This window comes from Leucobacter chromiiresistens, from assembly GCF_001477055.1.
Lineage (GTDB): Bacteria > Actinomycetota > Actinomycetes > Actinomycetales > Microbacteriaceae > Leucobacter > Leucobacter chromiiresistens_A.
Map to the genome: position 1 here is coordinate 42,580 of NZ_LDRK01000040.1, position 17,624 is coordinate 60,203.

Sequence of the window (17,624 nt, forward strand, 5' to 3'; positions counted from 1 at the left end):
CGAATTCGCGGCGCGCACCGCGTAGAATGAGCCGGTGACTTCGAAGCACTCCACCCCCATCCGGTCCTCCGCAGCGCACGCCCAGATCAGCGTCCAGGGCGCCCGCGTGCACAACCTGCAGAACGTCGACCTCGCGATTCCCCGCGACTCGATGGTCGTGTTCACCGGACTCTCGGGCAGCGGCAAGTCGAGCCTCGCGTTCGACACGATCTTCGCCGAGGGGCAGCGCCGATACGTCGAGTCGCTCAGCGCGTACGCCCGCCAGTTCCTCGGGCAGGTCGACCGGCCCGACGTCGACTTCATCGAAGGGCTCAGCCCGGCGGTCTCCATCGATCAGAAGTCGACGAACCGCAACCCGCGATCCACCGTGGGCACGATCACCGAGATCTACGACTACATGCGCCTCCTCTGGGCGCGCGTCGGGGTGCCGCACTGCGCCGTCTGCGGTGAGCGTATCGAGGCGCAGACGGTGCAGCAGATCGCCGATCGACTCATGGGTCTCGAGGAGCGGACGCGCTACCAGGTGCTCGCCCCCGTCGTCAGCAAGAAGAAGGGGGAGTTCGTCGACCTTTTCCAGGATCTCGCCGCCAGCGGCTACTCGCGCGCGATCGTCGACGGCGACATGATCCAGCTCTCCGACCCGCCGAAGCTCAAGAAGCAGGTGAAGCACGACATCTCGGTCGTGATCGACCGACTCGTCGCGGGCCCCGAGATCCTCGGCAGGCTCACCGATTCGCTCGAGACGGCGCTGCGCCTCGCCGGCGGCATCGTCTCCGTCGACTTCGTCGACCGCGACGCGAAGGCCGAGGACCGCGTGCAGCAGTTCTCGGAGCAGCTCTCCTGCCCGAACCAGCACCCCGTGCAGCTCACCGAGATCGAGCCGCGCACCTTCTCCTTCAACGCGCCGTTCGGCGCGTGCCCCGTGTGCTCGGGGCTCGGCACCAGCATGTCGGTGGACGAGGACCTCGTGCTCGGCGACCCGGAGCTCTCGATCGCCGAGGGCGTCATCGTGCCGTGGACCAGTCAGGGCAAGAGCCTCTACCAGTACTACGAGAAGCTGCTGGTGGGCCTCTCCGACGACCTCGGGTTCTCGCTGAAGACCGCGTGGTCGGACCTGCCCGAGGCCGTGCAGCAGGCCGTGCTCCACGGCAACGACTTCAAGGTCAACGTGCGCTGGCGCAATCGCTTCGGCCGCGAGGTGAAGTACTCATCGGGGTTCGAGGGTGTGATCCCGTTCATCGAGCGCCAGTACGCGGAGGCGGAGTCCGACGCGAAGCGGGATCGCTGGTCCGAGTTCCTCCGCGAGGTGCCCTGCAGCGCCTGCAACGGCCAGCGGCTCAAGCCGGAGGTGCTCGCGGTGACCGTGAACGGCCGCTCGATCGCCGCGGTCGGCGAGTTCAGCCTGCTCGACGCGAAGGGCTTCTTCGACGACGTCGAGCTCACCGAGCGGGAGGCGAAGATCGCGGCGCAGGTGCTGCGCGAGATCCGGCTGCGGTTCGACTTCCTCATCGAGGTGGGCCTCGGGTACCTCACACTGGCACGCGCAGCCGGCACGCTGTCCGGCGGCGAGGCGCAGCGCATCCGTCTCGCGACGCAGATCGGCTCCGGCCTCACCGGGGTGCTCTACGTGCTCGACGAGCCGAGCATCGGGCTGCATCAACGCGACAATCGCCGGCTCATCGAGACGCTCATCAAGCTGCGCGACCTCGGCAACACCCTCATCGTCGTGGAGCACGACGAGGAGACGATCGAGGCCGCCGACTGGATCGTCGACATCGGCCCCGGCGCGGGCGTGCAGGGCGGCACCGTCGTCCACTCGGGCCACTACGAGGACCTGCTGCGCAACCGCGAATCGCTGACCGGCGACTACCTCGCCGGTCGTCGCAGCATCGAGACGCCGAAGCGCCGCCGCAAGCGGGATCGCAAGCGGGAGCTGAAGGTCGTGGGCGCGCGCTCGAACAACCTGCGCAACGTCGACGCGACGTTCCCGCTCGGGGTCATGACCGCCGTGACGGGCGTCTCCGGCTCGGGCAAGTCGACGCTCGTCAACGACATCCTGTACCGCGTGCTCGCCAATCAGCTCAACGGGGCGCGCCTCGTGCCGGGCAAGCACACCCGCGTCACCGGACTCGAGCACCTCGACAAGGTGGTGCACGTCGATCAGGCTCCGATCGGTCGCACGCCCCGCTCGAACCCGGCCACGTACACGGGCGTGTTCGACAAGATCCGCAATCTGTTCGCAGAGACCCAGGAGGCGAAGACGCGCGGCTACCTCCCCGGCCGCTTCAGCTTCAACGTGAAGGGCGGCCGCTGCGAGGCGTGCTCGGGTGACGGCACGCTGAAGATCGAGATGAACTTCCTCCCCGACGTGTATGTCGCCTGCGAGGTCTGCGGCGGTTCGCGGTACAACCGCGAGACGCTGCAGGTGCGGTACAAGGGCAAGAACATCTCGGAGGTGCTCGAGATGCCCATCGCCGAGGCGGAGCAGTTCTTCGAACCGATCTCGTCGATCCACCGCTACATGAAGACGCTGGTGGATGTGGGCCTCGGCTACGTGCGCCTCGGGCAGAGCGCGACGACCCTCTCAGGGGGCGAGGCGCAGCGGGTGAAGCTCGCGACCGAACTCCAGAAGCGCTCGAACGGACGCAGCATCTACGTGCTCGACGAGCCCACCACCGGTCTCCACTTTGAGGACGTGCGCAAGCTGCTCCTCGTGCTCAACGGACTCGTCGACAAGGGCAACACGGTCATCACGATCGAGCACAATCTCGATGTGATCCGCAGCGCGGACTGGGTCATCGACCTCGGCCCGGAAGGCGGCTCCGGCGGCGGGATGATCGTCGCCGAGGGCACCCCCGAGCAGCTGGTCGACGCGGAGGGCAGTCACACGGGCCAGTTCCTCAACGAGGTGCTGAACGGCCGGGCGAAAGCGTCCGCTTGAACGCCTCGGATCATCGCGCGTCATTCCGCCCGGCGCAGGGGGAGATTCCCACCTCGCCGGGCGTGTACCGCTTCAGCGACCGGCACGGGCGCGTGCTGTACATAGGCAAGGCGAAGAATCTGCGGGCCCGCCTCGCGAACTACTTCCAGCCGATGCACTCGCTCATGCCGCGCACCCGCACAATGCTGTCGATCGCGGCGAAGCTCGATTGGACGGTCGTCGCGACCGACACCGAATCGCTCGTGCTCGAGCACACCTGGATCACCGAGTACAAGCCGCCCTTCAACGTGCAGTTCAAGGACGACAAGACGTACCCCTATCTCGCGGTGACCCTGCGCGAGGAGGCGCCCCGACTGGTGATCACGCGCAACGAGCGCATCCGCGGTGCACGCTACTTCGGCCCCTACCCGAAGGTGTGGGCCCTGCGCGAGACGACGGCCCTGCTGCAGCAGGCCTTTCCCATCCGCACCTGCAACGACGCGGACTACCAGCGCGCGATGAGTTCGGGCAAACCCTGCCTCGCCGGTCAGATCGGCCGGTGCAGCGGCCCGTGCTCGCAGAAGCTCACCATCGAGGAGCATCGCGCACGCGTCGGCGAACTGGTCTCGTTCCTCGGCGGGAGCGACACCAGCCACCTCAAAGCACTGCAGCGCGCCATGCGCGAAGCCGCGGCCGACCAGCGATACGAGGACGCGGCCCGCCTGCGCGATCAGGCGCAGGCGGTGGAGCACGTCATGGAGAAGAACGCAGTCGTGCTCGGCCTCGACGTGAACCTCGACGTGTTCGGGCTCCGGTCGGACGAGCTCGCGGCCGCCGCCCACCAGTTCATCATCCGGGGCGGGCGGATCCGCGGCGAACGCAGCTGGATCGTCGACGTCGAGCTCGACGACTCCCCGGAGACGCTGCTCGAGCAGGTGCTGCAGTCGGCCTACGAGGGCGAGCGGGAGCCGCCGCCGCAGATCCTCGTCCCGCAGCTCCCCGCCAATGCGCCGGCGCTCGAGGAGGCGCTCGGCGCACGGCGGCCGCGACGCGGGCGCGTGCGCGTGCGCATTCCCGAGCGCGGCGACAAGGTGCAGCTGATGGACCGGGCGATGCGGAACGCGGGGGAGCACCTGATCCGCCACAAGTTGAAGCGGGCGGCGGACCTCACGGCCCGGACGGACGCGCTGGCGGAGCTGCAGCGCGCGCTCGGCATGGACGAGGCCCCGCTGCGGATCGAGTGCATCGACGTGTCGCATCTGCAGGGCACGGGCGTGGTGGCTTCGCTGGTGGTGTTCGAGGACGGACTCCCCGCGAAGGGCGCCTACCGCAAGTACCGCATCGAGCAGACCACCGACGACACCGACTCCATCCATCAGGTCGTCTCACGCCGCGCCGCGCAGCTCAACGCAGCTCGAGAGGCGGGCGAGCAGCCGACGGGCGTCTACCGCGATCGCCCGCAGCTCCTCATCGTGGACGGCGGCGAGCCGCAGGTGAAGGCGGCCGCGCGCGCCCTGAGCGAGGCCGGCATCACCGACATCGCGCTCTGCGGCATCGCGAAGCGTCTCGAGGAGATCTGGCTGCCCGGCGATCCCTTCCCGGTGATCCTGCCCCGCACGAGCGAAGCGCTCTTCCTCGTGCAGCGCGTGCGCGACGAAGCGCACCGGTTCGCGATCACCTTCCAACGCCAACGGCGAAGCACGTCGATCTCGAGCCGACTCTCGGAGATTCCCGGGCTCGGCCCCAAACGCGTGCAGGCGCTGCTCAAGTACTTCGGCTCCGTCGCGCGTCTGCGCGCCGCCTCACTCGCGGAGCTCGCCGCGGCGCCCGGAGTGGGTCCGAAACTGGGGGAGCAGATCCTCGCCCATCTGCAATCCGACTCGGGGGCGGGCGCTAAGCTAGGAGCTCAGGTGGAAGCGGAGCAGGGAGAGGAACTCGGCGCATGAACGACGCGGCATCCCAGCAGGAGATTCTCATCGTCACGGGAATGTCCGGAGCGGGCCGCAGTACCGTCGCGAATACGCTCGAGGATCTGGGCTGGTACGTCGTCGACAACCTCCCGCTGCCCATGTTGAAGACGCTCGCCGACATGGCGGACCGATCGGGCGGTGCACTGCCGCGCATCGTGGCGGTCGTCGACGTGCGGGGCCGCGATCTGTTCGCCGACATCCAGGCCACCGTCGACGAGCTGCGCGACAACGCGACCGTCCGCGTCGTGTTCCTCGACGCCACCGATGAGATCCTCGTGCGGCGCTACGAATCCGTGCGCCGCCCGCACCCGCTGCAGGGCGACGACCGCAGCCTGCTCGACGGCATCCGCCTCGAGCGCGAGCGGCTGCAGGAGCTGCGGGCATCGTGCGACGTCGTCATCGACACCTCCCGGTACAACGTGCACGACCTGTCGACGGCGACGCGAGAGCTGTTCTCCGACGACAACACTCCCGGGCTGCAGCTCTCGGTGTCGAGTTTCGGCTTCAAGTACGGCGCACCGACCGACGTCGATCTCATGGTCGACATGCGCTTCCTCCCGAACCCGTTCTGGGAACCCGAGCTCCGCGCACTGACGGGCGTCGACCCGGAGGTCAAGGAGTACGTGCTCGGCCGCGAGGGCGCCGCCGAGTTCCTCGACCACTACGTCGCCGCGCTCACCCCGGTGCTCGCCGGGTTCCAGCGCGAGAACAAACGGCACGCGTCGCTCGCGGTAGGATGCACCGGCGGCAAGCACCGCTCGGTGGCCACCGCCCGAGAGCTCGCCGATCGTCTCGCCGGGCTTCCCGGCGTCAGCGTGAGCCTGCGTCACCGCGACCTCGGTCGCGAGTAGTCGACGCTTCGCGCGTCGACCGATTCACTGAAACACCCTCTCCGAAAGGACCCATTCGTGCTGTCTACCCCCGAGGTCAAGAGCGAACTCGTGCGATTCCCGGTGCAGAGCACCGGCGAACGCATCGCCGAGGTCGCGACGATCCTCCGTCTTGCAGGCGGGCTGCACACCATCTCCGGCCGTATCGCCCTGGAAGCCGAGCTCCACACCCCGCAGATCGTGCAGCGGGTGCGCAAGGATCTCGCCGAGCTGTACGGCATCCGCTCGGATGCGAAGCAGCTGCCCCCGTCGAGCACCCGCCCCGGCGCTCCCCAGTTCCTCGTCCGCGTGCTCGACGGCGAAACGCTCGCTCGTCAGCTCGGGCTCCTCGACCAGCGCCGTCGGCAGATCCGCGGATTGCCGAACCGGCTCACGACCGGCGCCCCGGCGGAGCTCGCGGCCATCTGGCGGGGGGCGTTCCTCGCCCGCGGCGGTCTCACCGCGCCCGGGCGGTCCGCGAACCTCGAGATCGTCTGCCCGAGCAACGAGGTCGCGATGGCGCTCGTCGGAGCGGCCAGCCGCATCGGCGTCGACGCGAAGAGCCGCGAGATCCGCGGACAGCACAAGGTGCTCATCCGCGACAGCGAGGCGATCAGCGAGATGCTCGGCCTCATGGGCGCGCAGCAGGCCCGCACGAGCTGGGACGAGCTGCGCCGCGCGCGGGAGACCCGAGCCACCGCGAACCGCCTCGTCAACTTCGACGACGCGAATCTGCGCCGCTCGGCACAGGCGTCGGTGGCGGCGTGCGCTCGCGTGGAACGCGCCATGGAGATCCTGGGCGACAGTATTCCCGAGCACCTGCGGTACGCGGGCGAGCTCCGGCTGACGCACCGCGAGGCGAGCCTCGACGACCTCGGCGCCCGCGCCGAACCGCCGCTCACCAAGGATGCGGTCGCGGGCCGGATCCGGCGACTGCTGGCGATGGCCGACAAGGAGGCGGAGCTGCGCGGCGTGCCCGGCACCGAGGCCAGCCTCCCCGAGGAGCTCGACCGGATTTAGCGGGTGGCGAACAGGGCGGCGGCGTCGGGCGACGTGCGCCGCCTTTTCCCACCGCGGGCAGGAGTCGCGCCATAGACTGAAGCCGACAACTGTTCACCGAGAGATTGGATCGCCACATGGCCGCCTACTCACTTCCCGAGCTTCCTTATGATTACGCTGCTCTCGAGCCGCACATCAGCGGCAAGATCATGCAGTTGCACCACGACAAGCATCACCAGGCGTACGTGACCGGGGCCAACACCGCGCTCGAGCAGCTGGCCGAGGCTCGCGAGTCGGGTAACCTCGCCTCCGTGAACAAGCTGGAGAAGGACCTCGCGTTCAACCTCGGCGGTCACGTCAACCACACGATCTTCTGGAACAACCTCTCGCCCGAGGGCGGCGGACGCCCGGAGGGCGAGCTCGCTGCAGCGATCGACGAGTTCTTCGGCGGCTTCGAGAAGTTCCAGGAGCACTTCACGGCGACGGCACTCGGCGTGCAGGGGTCGGGTTGGGCCGTGCTCGCATGGGATGCGCTCGGTCAGCGCCCGAACATCGTCCAGCTCTTCGACCAGCAGGGCAACCTCCCCGCAGGGACGATTCCGCTCCTGCAGCTCGACGTCTGGGAGCACGCCTACTACCTCGACTACCTCAACGTGCGCGCCGACTACGTCAAGGCGTTCTGGAATATCGCGAACTGGCAGGACGTGGCGCGCCGCTTCGAGGCCGCTCGCTCGCAGACGCCCGGCCTGATCTGATTCCGCACCTCGAGGAGCCCACCTTTCCATGCGCACCATAGAATCACTCGGGTCGCTGCAGTCGAAGACGGTCATCGTCCGCTGCGATCTGAACGTTCCCCTGAGCGACGGCGTCATCTCCGATGACGGCCGGATCCGAGCCTCGCTGACCACGATCCGCGAATTGCGGGACGCGGGCGCGAAGCTCGTGCTCATCAGCCACCTCGGACGCCCGAAGGGCGAGCCGGACGCGCAGTACTCGCTGCGGCCGGTCGCCGAGCGCATGAGTGAACTCCTCGGGGCGCCGGTGGGCTTCGTCGACGAGACGCTGGGCGATGCGGCTTCGGCCGCGGTCGCCCAGCTCTCCGACGGGGAGGTGGTGCTGCTCGAGAACCTGCGGTTCAACGCCGCGGAGACGAGCAAGGATCCGAGCGAGCGCCGAGCATTCGCCGGCGATCTCGCGGAGCTCGGTGACGCCCTCGTGTCGGACGGCTTCGGCGTCGTCCACCGCCAGCAGGCGAGCGTGTACGAGCTCGCGCAGCTGCTGCCGAGCGCCGCCGGCCGCCTCGTCGCAGCCGAGCTCGACGTGCTGCAGCGTCTGACCGCCGACGCGGCGCGTCCGTACACCGTCGTGCTCGGCGGGTCGAAGGTCTCCGACAAGCTCGGCGTGATCTCGCATCTGATCGAGCGCGTCGACACGCTCCTGATCGGTGGGGGAATGGTGTTCACCTTCCTCGCCGCGCAGGGGCACGCGGTGGCGTCGAGCCTGCTGGAGTCGGATCAGATCGACACGGTGCGCGGATACCTGGACGATGCGGAGCGCCGCGGCGTGCGCATCGTGCTGCCGAGCGATATCGTCGTCGCCGAGAAGTTCGCGGCCGATGCCCGGCACGAGGTGGTCGCGGCGGACGCCATCGAGTCGTCGCAGTTCGGCTCAGCCGGCCTCGGCCTCGACATCGGCCCCCGATCGGCCGAGACGTTCGCCTCCGCGATCGCCGAGTCGGAGACGGTGTTCTGGAACGGGCCCATGGGCGTGTTCGAGCTCGACGCGTTCGCCGGGGGAACCCGCACCGTCGCGCGCGCGCTCACGGAGACCCACGCCTTCACCGTGGTGGGAGGCGGGGATTCGGCAGCCGCCGTGCGCGCCCTCGGCTTCTCCGACGACCAGTTCGGCCACATCTCGACCGGCGGCGGTGCGAGTCTCGAATATCTGGAGGGCAAGTCGCTGCCCGGACTGGAGGTACTGTCATGACCGATCAGCACGCTGCGCCCGCCGAGGCGCGTCAGCCGCTCCCGCTGACGGAGCGCACTCCGCTCATCGCGGGCAACTGGAAGATGAACCTCGATCATCTGCAGGCCATCGCGCTCGTGCAGAAGCTCGCCTGGGGACTCGCCGACGTGCGCCACGACTTCTCTGCGGCGGAGGTCGCCGTGTTCCCGCCGTTCACCGATCTGCGCTCCGTGCAGACCCTGCTCGCCGCAGACAAGCTGTCGCTCACGCTCGGTGCGCAGGATGTCTCGCCGCACGAATCGGGGGCGTACACCGGCGACATCTCAGCGGCGATGCTCGCGAAGCTCGACGTGACCTATGCGCTCGTCGGCCACTCGGAGCGGCGTCACGGCCACGGCGAGAGCGACGAGACGGTGGGGCGGAAAGCTCGCGCGGCGCAGGCCGCCGGCATGGTCCCCATGATCTGCGTCGGCGAGACCGCCGAGGACCTCGAGCAGCACGGCGCTGCCGCGATCCCCGTGGCTCAGCTGACCGCGGCACTCGCCCACCTGCCGGAGGGCGCCGAGTTCGTCGTCGCGTACGAGCCGGTCTGGGCGATCGGCAGCGGACAGGCGGCGACGCCGGAGCAGGCGCAGGAGGTCGCCCGCGCGCTGCGGGAGCATCTGCGCGATCTCGTCGGCGACGAGCGCGCCGCGCGCACGCGCATTCTCTACGGCGGATCGGTCGCGAGTCAGAACATCGCGGGCTTCATGCGACAGCCCGATGTCGACGGTGCGCTGGTGGGCGGAGCGAGTCTCAAGGTCGACGAGTTCACCCGCATCATCCAGTTCCAGAAGCACGTGACGGCTGGCTGATCCGGCTCCACGCTATACTGGTCGTTGGCCTCACGCGCCCGCGACCTCGAAAGGTGCACTTCGTGCTCATTCTGAAGATCATTCTGCTCGTCATCCTGGTGATCACGAGTCTGCTGCTCACGCTGTTCATCCTGCTCCACAAGGGGCGCGGCGGAGGGCTCTCCGACATGTTCGGCGGAGGCGTCACCTCCAGCCTCGGGTCTTCCGGAGTCGCGGAGCGCAACCTGAACCGCATCACGATCGTCGTCTCCCTGATCTGGGCTGCTTCGATCGTCGCGCTCGGGCTCATCGCGCGCTTCTCGGTCGTCTGAACGCGCACCCGATTCAGCAGTAGAAAGGCATTTCGTGGCAGGCAGTAACGCCATTCGTGGCGCCCGCGTCGGTTCCGGCCCCATGGGGGAGAAGGATCACGGCTCGCGGGCCGAACGCACGCAGATCTCCTATTGGGATGCTCTCGGCAACGAGACGATCCGCTATTTCGCGGCGGATGTTCCCGAGGAGGAGATCCCGGAGCAGATCGATTCCCCGACGACGGGCCTCCCCGCGGGGCGCGATCGCGAGAACCCGCCGATGCTCCCGAAGAACGAGCCCTTCAAGACGCACCTCGCGTACGTTAAGGAGCGCCGCACGCCCGAGGAGGCGGAGGAGCTGCTCGAGGCGGCGCTGCAGAAGCTGCGCACCCGCCGCGGCACCGCGCGCAAGTCGGCGTAGCGGATCAGTACACGCAGAACGGCCCCGGGCGATCGCGCCCGGGGCCGTTCTGCGTATGCGCGGCTCTCAGGAGCCGAGAGCCGCCAGCGCCGCGTCGAGCTCGCGCACCGTCGCGGCAGGGTCGGGGCAGGCGAGCGCGAAGACGGGGCGCCCGCGCTCCGCGAGCACCGTCCGATCGCCGCGCGCCTGCGCCTCGATCAGGGCGTCGAAGCCGCGATCCGCGCCCGGAATGGGGAGCGACTCAGGGCCGGTCGCCGTGAGCTGCAGGAAGACCGCAGCGGCGGGTCCGCCCTTGTGCAGCTGGCCCGTCGAATGCAGGTAGCTCGGGCCCCAGCCGAGAGCGACGGGGAGACCGAGCACCTGCGCGAGACGGTCGCGGAACCGATCGAGCGGCTCCGCCTCCTCGCCGTGCGGATCGAGGTATGCCTGCAGCGACAGATACCCGGCACCGGCGGCCGCATCCCGGAGACGAGCGACAAGTGCGCCGGCATCCGCCACCTCGACGTCGTCGGGAACCGCGAGCAGTCGAGCGCCGGCGGCGGCGCGCAGCTCCGCGTCGTCGGCGTCCTCCGACGACGCGTCGCCGTCGAGCGCAGTGCGGGCCGCCACCTTCGCAGACTCCACATCCGGCTGGTTGAACGGGTCGATCTCCATCAGGCGTCCGAGCACCGCGGTGGCGACCTCCCACGTGAGCAGCTGCGCCCCGAGACCGCCGGCGACGGCGATGGCCGCGCCGGTCGGCCCCGAAACGTCATCCGTCGCGTCGCCCGCGCCGGCATCCGCATTCGCGGGCGCATCGGAGAGTTCCACGGTCACGACGCTCTCCGGCACACGCTCGAACTCGGGGGCATCCGCGTCGAGCGCGATCGGGAGCACGCCCCGACCGTCCTTGCCGGTCGATTCGGCCACCAGCTGCTCGATCCAGCGCCCGAGACCCCACGACGCCGAACGGTCCTCGCGCACCGCGAGCACGAATCGGCGCGGCAACCCGGCACCGAGCGCAGACGCCAGGCGCAGGGCCGGGTTCGCCGCATCATCGGCGGCGACCGCCGAGCGCACACCCTCGGCATCCGCGAGCAACCGGCGCAGATCCGCGCCCGCCAAGCCGGCGGGCACGAGCCCGAACGCGGTGAGCGCCGAGAAGCGCCCGCCGACGTTCGGGTCGGCCGTGAAGACGCGCCGGCCCGCCGCGCGAGACTCCTCGTCGAGTGGGGATCCGGGATCCGTCACGATCACGATGCGCTGCGACGGCTCGATCCCGGCAACGCGGAAGGCGTCCGAAAAGGCGGCCAGATGGCTGCGCGTCTCGATCGTTCCGCCCGACTTCGAGCTCACGACGACCGCGGTACGCGAGAGATCGCCCGACAGCGCGCGCCGCACCACATCGGGGTGCGTCGAGTCGATCATCGTGAGATCGACACCGCTCCACCGCGTGATGACGGCCGGCGCCAGACTCGATCCGCCCATCCCGCAGAGCACGATCCGATCGACGCCGGTCTCGCGCAGCTCGGCCCGCAGGCTCTCGATCTCCGGGATCAATCGCTCCGCGTCCGCGGCGACATCGGTCCAGCCGAGACGGATCGCGGCCTCGTCGGCGGCGTCGGCGCCCCACAGCGACGCATCATGCGCGAAGATGCGGCTGGCGACGCGATCCTCGACCAATCCGGCGACGGCCGCCTCCGCGTCGCGCAGGCCCCCGTCCACCGCGACCTGCAGCGCCATGATCAGCGCGCCTCTCGGAGCGCATGCTCGACGGTGCCGAGCAGCTCGGACCAAGAGGCGTCGAACTTCTGGAGCCCCTCCTGCTCGAGCAGCTCCGTGACCTCCGCGTAATCGACGCCGAGCGCGTCGATCGCGTTGAGCACCTGGTTCGACTCGAGGTACGCACCCGTGACCGTGTCGCCGGGAACGTGGCCGTGGTCGGCGAACGCCTGGAGCGTCGCCTCCGGCATCGTGTTCACGGTGTTCGGAGCGATGAGGCCCGTCACGTACGCCGTGTCGACGAGCGCCGGATCCTTCACCCCGGTCGACGCCCACAGCGGTCGCTGCGGGTTGGCGCCCAGCCCGATGAGGAAGCGCGCGCGCTCCGTGTCGAACGATTGCTCGAACACCTCGTAGGCGAGACGCGCGTTCGCGATCCCCGCCTGCCCGGTCAGTGCGAGCGCTTCGGGGGTCCCGATCTCGCGCAGGCGACGATCGACCTCCGAGTCGACGCGCGAGACGAAGAAGGAGGCGACCGAGTGGATCGTCGACAGATCGATGCCCGCAGCACGAGCGCGCTCGAGGCCCGCGAGGTACGCGTTGATCACCTGGCGGTACCGCTCGAGACTGAAGATGAGCGTGACGTTCACGCTGATGCCCGCCGCAATGGTCTCGGTGATCGCGTCGAGCCCCTCGACGGTCGCCGGGATCTTGATCATGGCATTCGGGCGGTCGACGCGCGCCCACAGCTGACGCGCCTGCTCGGCCGTTCCAGCGGTGTCGCGGGCGAGGCCGGGCTCGACCTCGATCGACACCCGACCGTCGCGGCCCTCGGTCGCGGCGTACACGCCGGCGAGCAGATCGCACGCGTCCGCGACGTCCGCCGTCGTGAGCTCCACGATCGCCGCATCGACGTCGAGGCCGCGCGATGCGGCGTCGGCGAGGCGTTCTCCGTAACCGTCACCGCCGCCGATCGCGTTCGCGAAGATGGTCGGGTTCGTGGTGACTCCGACGACGTTGAGCGTCTCGACCAGCTCGGCGAGCTCGCCGCTCTCGAGTCGACGGCGCGACAGGTCGTCGAGCCAGATGCTGACGCCGGCCTCGCTGAGAGCGGAGGTGTGGGGATTTGTCATCGTGCGATGATCCTTTCAGAGAGGCGAGTTCAGGCCGCGAGCGACTCGTGCGCGGCCGCGACGACCGCGTCGGTCGTGATCCCGAACTCGCGGAAGAGCGTCTGGTAGTCGGCGGAGGCGCCGAAGTGCTCGATGGAGACGGAGCGGCCGCGATCGCCCACGATACGGTCCCAGCCGAGCGACAGGCCGGCTTCGACGCTCACACGAGCGGTGACCGACCGGGGGAGCACGCTCTCGCGGTACTCGTCGGTCTGCTCCGCGAACCACTCGAGGCTCGGCGCCGAGACGACGCGCGCGCCCACGCCCTCCGCGGCGAGCCGCTCGCGCGCCTCGACGGCGAGCTGCACCTCCGACCCGGTCGCGATCAGCAGCACATCCGTCGTGCCGGTCGGGGAGTCGGCGAGCACGTACGCCCCGCGGCGCACGCCCTCCGCTGCCTGTTCGGCCGTCGCGAAGTCGCCTCCGCGCGGCAGCACCGGCACGTTCTGCCGTGTCAGCGCGAGCCCCGCCGGGCCCGCGGTGCGGGTGAGGATCTCATGCCAGGCGATCGCGGTCTCGTTCGCGTCGGCCGGGCGCACCACCGCCAGGTTCGGGATCGCGCGGAGCGTGGCGAGCTGCTCGATCGGCTGATGCGTCGGGCCGTCCTCGCCGAGGGCGACCGAGTCATGGGTCCAGACGAAGATGGACGGGACGTTCATGAGCGCCGCGAGGCGCACCGCCGGCCGCATGTAGTCGCTGAAGATGAGGAACGTGCCGCCGTAGCTGCGCGTCTTGCCATGCAGCTGGATGCCGTTGAGAATCGCGCCCATCGCGTGCTCGCGGATGCCGAAGTGCAGCACGCGGCCGTAGGGGTCGCCCTGCCAGGTGCTCGTCGACCGCTCGGCGGGAACGAAGGACGGCACGTTCGGGATCGTCGTGTTGTTCGATCCGGCGAGATCCGCCGATCCGCCCCACAGCTCCGGCATCACCGGCCCGAGCGCGGCGAGCACCTTGCCGCTCGCCGAACGCGTCGCCACGCTGTCGCCCGGTGCGAACTCCGGCAGCACGTCGAGCGCCTCGGGCGGCAGCTGCCGCGACTCGACGCGATCGAAGAGCGCCTTGCGATCCGGATTCGACGCAGCCCAGGCGTCGAACCGGGCCTGCCACGCGGCGCGCTTCTCCGCTCCGCGCTGCACGGCGGCGCGGGTGTGCGCGATCACCTCGGGGGCGACCGCGAAGTGCTCCTCGGGATCGAAGCCGAGCGCCGTCTTCAGGCCTGCGAGCTCCTCGGCTCCCAGCTTCGCGCCGTGAATGCCGCCCGTGTTCTGCTTGCCGGGGGAGGGCCAGCCGATGATCGTCTTCACGATGATGAGCGACGGCTTCGCCGTCTCCGCCTGCGCGGCCTCGATCGCGGCGTGCAGCTCGGCGACGTCCTCGACGTACTCGCCGGACTTCTTCCAGTCGACCTCGATGACCTGCCAGCCGTACGCCTCGTAGCGCTTCTTGACGTCCTCCGAGTACGAGATGTCCGTGTCGTCCTCGATGGAGATCTGATTGGAATCGTAGATCGCGATGAGGTTGCCCAGCTCCTGGTGGCCCGCGAGCGAGGAGGCCTCGCTCGTCACGCCCTCCTGCAGGTCGCCGTCGCCCGCCACCACGTACACGAAGTGGTCGAACGGGCTCGTGCCCGGCGCGGCCTCGGGATCGAAGAGCCCGCGCTCGTAGCGCGCCGCGTACGCGAAGCCCACTGCGGAGGCGAGGCCCTGCCCGAGGGGGCCGGTGGTGATCTCCACGCCGTCGGTGTGGCCGTACTCCGGGTGACCGGGCGTCTTCGAACCCCACGTGCGCAGCGCCTGCAGATCCTCGAGCTCCAAGCCGTAGCCACCGAGGTAGAGCTGCACGTACTGCGTCAGCGAGGAGTGGCCGACCGAGAGGATGAAACGGTCGCGCCCGACCCAGTGCGGATCGGCCGGATCATGGCGCATCACCTTCTGATGCAGCAGATACGAGACCGGCGCGAGGCTGATCGCCGTTCCCGGGTGACCGTTGCCCACCTTCTCCACGGCATCGGCCGCGAGTACCCGCGCGGTGTCGACCGCGCGATCGTCGAGTTCATCCCACTGCAGTTCGTTCGCCAAGACGTTCCTTTCCGGCTGAATGCGGGAGAACGCCGCCCTGGCGCACCCCCGAACAATCTTATCCAACGGCGGGGTACCATAGAAGGCGATGTCCACGCAGATCCCAGTCCAGACTCAGGCCCGCGCCGCCGCCGGGCGACCCACGTTCGGCCGCACGGTCAAGAACTACGTCGCCCTGACGAAACCCCGGGTCATGGAGCTGTTGCTCGTCGTCACCGTGCCCGCCATGATCCTCGCTCAGGGCGGCCTGCCGAACCTCTGGCTCGTGCTCGCGACGCTGATCGGCGGAGCCATGAGCGCCGGGGCGGCCGGGGCCTTCAACTGCTACATCGACCGCGACATGGATCGCAAGATGAAGCGCACCGAGAACCGCCCCCTCGTCACCGGTGAGATCTCCGACCGCAACGCCCTCATCTTCTCCTGGGTGATGGCGAGCCTGTCGGTCGTGTGGCTCGCGGCGACGACGAACTGGCTGGCCGCCGCGCTCTCCGCGGCCGCGATCTTCTTCTACGTGGTCGTCTACACGATCGTGCTCAAGCGCCACAGCGAGCAGAACATCGTGTGGGGCGGCATCGCGGGCTGCTTCCCGGTGCTCATCGGCTGGGCGGCCGTCACCGGATCGCTGGACTGGCCCGCATGGGTGCTCTTCCTCGTGATCTTCCTCTGGACGCCGGCGCACTACTGGCCGCTCTCCATGAAGTACCGCAACGACTACGCCGCGGCCGGCGTGCCGATGCTCGGCGTCGTGCGCGGCCGCGTCACCGTCGGACTGCAGGTGATCCTCTACACATGGGCGACGGTCGCCGCCAGCCTGCTGCTGATCCCGGTCGCCGAGATGGGCTGGACCTACACCGTGGCATCGCTCGTCTTCGGCGGGTACTTCATCGTGCAGGCCCATCGCCTCTACGCCCACGCGATCCGCGGCGAGGCCGGCAAGCCCATGCAGGTGTTCCACACGGCGAACATCTACCTCTCGGTGCTGTCGCTCGTCATCGCCGTAGACGCGCTCCTGCCCTTCTAGTCGCGCAGGCGCACCGCTGCCCCCGCTGCCACCGCGGCCCCCGCTGCACCCACCGCTCTCTCCGCCTCCGCGTGTTCGCGCCCTTCGAGAGCGCGATATGTGCTCCGTCTCGAGGGCGCTGCATGCCGAACTGCGCTCTCGACGAGGGCCGCGCCCTCCCTGCCGCCTCCGGGTCTGCACACTTCCGCGCGCAACCTCCGCGCCCCAAGCGCGAGCCTGTGGAGCGCACCTGCACGGCCGGACGCCCGGTGCCAGACTCGGGACATGTCTCGACAGCTGCAGCGCATCACCCGAACCTTCGGTACGGAGCCCTTCTCAGTCGAGACCGCGCTGCACGCCGGCTTCGGCAGGGGAGCGCTCCGCAATCGAGCGCTCGCGCGCCCGCACCGCGGAGTCCGCGTGAGAGACGAGATCGACGCCTCCCTCGTGAGTCGGGCCCTCGCCCTCCTGCCGAAGCTGCGACCGGGTGACCGGTTCAGCCATGCGACCGCGCTCGCACTGCTCGGCTGCCCGATTCGGGTGCGACCGGCAACCCCGGTCGACGTGTCCTCCGCCCCGGGCACCACGCCCATGCGCCGAGCGGGCGTCGCCGGGCATCGATCGGAGCACGCGTCTGCCGTCGCCCTGCAAGTGGCTGCACGGTGCTGGACGAACGACGGTGCACTGAGTCTCCCCGTCTCCCTTCCCGCCGCCGCCGTCGGCGAAGCGGCCGCCCTGCTCCCCGGCCCGGAGCTGGTCGTCGCAATCGATTCCCTCCTGCACCGCGGCGCCACCCACTACAACAGCGCGGTCGCGATGCTGACCGAGCGCCTCCTGGAAGATCTCCGCGGTGCGCCGAGCTCGCGAGGCGCCGTGCGACTCAGACTCGCGGTGGGACTCGCGAGGCATGGCGCCGAGTCGAGAATGGAGACGCTTCTGCGTCTCATCGGAGAACGTGTCGGGATCTCGGACCTCACGCTCCAGGGCACGATCCGGTCGGGCGACACGGAGATCGGCAGGTTCGACCTCACGGACGAGCGAACGCGAAGCTACTTCGAATACGACGGCGGTCAGCACCGCACGTCTCGCTCCCAGTACCTTCGGGACATCGCCCGATACGACGGCGCACGTGACGCGGGCTGGCGCGGAGTGCGCTTCCACTCGGAGGACGTGCTGCTCACCCCCGATCGCACGGCGGAGCGAATGCTCGACCGTCTCGGACGCGCACCTAGGCGAATACCCGCCCCTGTCGCGAAGTTTCTCGCCGAAGGTGCGGCTTCGCCGCTCGTCCCGGCCTCCCCGCACGCAAGATAGTCGCCGAAAGCGCGAAAAGTGCGGCCCCAGGGCACGCGAAGGTGCTGAACTGCGCTTTCGGCGACTATCTT

Annotated in this window: 14 protein-coding genes; 11 read left to right on the top strand and 3 right to left on the bottom strand. The window is 69.4% G+C overall.

Going from position 1 to position 17,624, the window contains the following annotated elements; all coding sequences use genetic code 11:
* Window positions 1-34 precede the first annotated feature (34 nt).
* The 9 genes from uvrA (at window position 35) to NS354_RS07745 (ending at window position 10,288) form a co-directional block, all read left to right on the top strand.
* Window positions 35-2,941, top strand: coding sequence for an excinuclease ABC subunit UvrA (gene uvrA, locus NS354_RS07705; RefSeq protein WP_058593975.1), 2,907 nt, complete (start codon window positions 35-37; stop codon window positions 2,939-2,941).
* Window positions 2,938-4,866, top strand: coding sequence for an excinuclease ABC subunit UvrC (uvrC, locus tag NS354_RS07710; RefSeq protein WP_058593976.1), 1,929 nt, complete (start codon window positions 2,938-2,940; stop codon window positions 4,864-4,866). The genes uvrA and uvrC overlap by 4 nt, the downstream gene beginning before the upstream one ends.
* Window positions 4,863-5,741, top strand: a complete 879-nt coding sequence (rapZ, locus tag NS354_RS07715) for an RNase adapter RapZ (RefSeq protein ID WP_058593977.1) — start codon at window positions 4,863-4,865, stop codon at window positions 5,739-5,741. The genes uvrC and rapZ overlap by 4 nt, the downstream gene beginning before the upstream one ends.
* A gap of 57 nt (window positions 5,742-5,798) precedes the next feature.
* Complete coding sequence (whiA, locus tag NS354_RS07720) at window positions 5,799-6,779, top strand: DNA-binding protein WhiA (RefSeq protein ID WP_058593978.1); 981 nt, start codon at window positions 5,799-5,801, stop codon at window positions 6,777-6,779.
* 116 nt (window positions 6,780-6,895) lie between these two features.
* Window positions 6,896-7,513, top strand: coding sequence for a superoxide dismutase (locus NS354_RS07725; RefSeq protein ID WP_058593979.1), 618 nt, complete (start codon window positions 6,896-6,898; stop codon window positions 7,511-7,513).
* 28 nt (window positions 7,514-7,541) lie between these two features.
* A complete protein-coding gene (locus NS354_RS07730; RefSeq protein ID WP_058593980.1) occupies window positions 7,542-8,744 on the top strand; it encodes a phosphoglycerate kinase in 1,203 nt (400 codons plus the stop codon).
* On the top strand, window positions 8,741-9,577 hold the full coding sequence (tpiA, locus tag NS354_RS07735) for a triose-phosphate isomerase (RefSeq protein ID WP_058593981.1): 837 nt from the start codon (window positions 8,741-8,743) through the stop codon (window positions 9,575-9,577). The genes NS354_RS07730 and tpiA overlap by 4 nt, the downstream gene beginning before the upstream one ends.
* 62 nt (window positions 9,578-9,639) lie before the next feature.
* Window positions 9,640-9,888 (top strand): preprotein translocase subunit SecG, encoded by a 249-nt coding sequence (gene secG, locus NS354_RS07740; RefSeq protein WP_058593993.1) that lies wholly within the window; start codon window positions 9,640-9,642, stop codon window positions 9,886-9,888.
* A 34-nt stretch (window positions 9,889-9,922) separates the two neighbouring features.
* The gene (locus NS354_RS07745) at window positions 9,923-10,288 is read left to right on the top strand and encodes an RNA polymerase-binding protein RbpA (RefSeq protein WP_082677970.1); all 366 of its coding nucleotides are present in this window, start codon (window positions 9,923-9,925) and stop codon (window positions 10,286-10,288) included.
* Window positions 10,289-10,354: 66 nt separating this feature from the next.
* On the opposite strand, the gene NS354_RS07750 is transcribed toward NS354_RS07745, so the two are convergent.
* From NS354_RS07750 to tkt, 3 genes are read right to left on the bottom strand one after another with little or no spacing between them, the layout of a single operon-like run.
* On the bottom strand, window positions 10,355-12,010 hold the full coding sequence (locus NS354_RS07750; protein ID WP_058593983.1) for a glucose-6-phosphate isomerase: 1,656 nt from the start codon (window positions 12,008-12,010) through the stop codon (window positions 10,355-10,357).
* A 2-nt stretch (window positions 12,011-12,012) separates the two neighbouring features.
* Window positions 12,013-13,122: a transaldolase gene (tal, locus tag NS354_RS07755; RefSeq protein ID WP_058593984.1), complete on the bottom strand. Its 1,110-nt coding sequence runs from the start codon at window positions 13,120-13,122 to the stop codon at window positions 12,013-12,015.
* Between the two features lie 29 nt (window positions 13,123-13,151).
* A complete protein-coding gene (gene tkt / locus NS354_RS07760; protein WP_058593985.1) occupies window positions 13,152-15,239 on the bottom strand; it encodes a transketolase in 2,088 nt (695 codons plus the stop codon).
* A gap of 88 nt (window positions 15,240-15,327) precedes the next feature.
* Here tkt and NS354_RS07765 point away from each other — a divergent pair, with 88 nt between their 5' ends.
* Both NS354_RS07765 and NS354_RS07770 read left to right on the top strand, forming a co-directional pair.
* Window positions 15,328-16,260 carry a heme o synthase gene (locus NS354_RS07765; protein ID WP_082677971.1) on the top strand — a complete coding sequence of 311 codons (933 nt, stop codon included), beginning with the start codon at window positions 15,328-15,330 and terminating at the stop codon, window positions 16,258-16,260.
* 264 nt (window positions 16,261-16,524) lie between these two features.
* A complete protein-coding gene (locus NS354_RS07770) occupies window positions 16,525-17,553 on the top strand; it encodes a hypothetical protein (protein ID WP_058593986.1) in 1,029 nt (342 codons plus the stop codon).
* Window positions 17,554-17,624 lie beyond the last annotated feature (71 nt).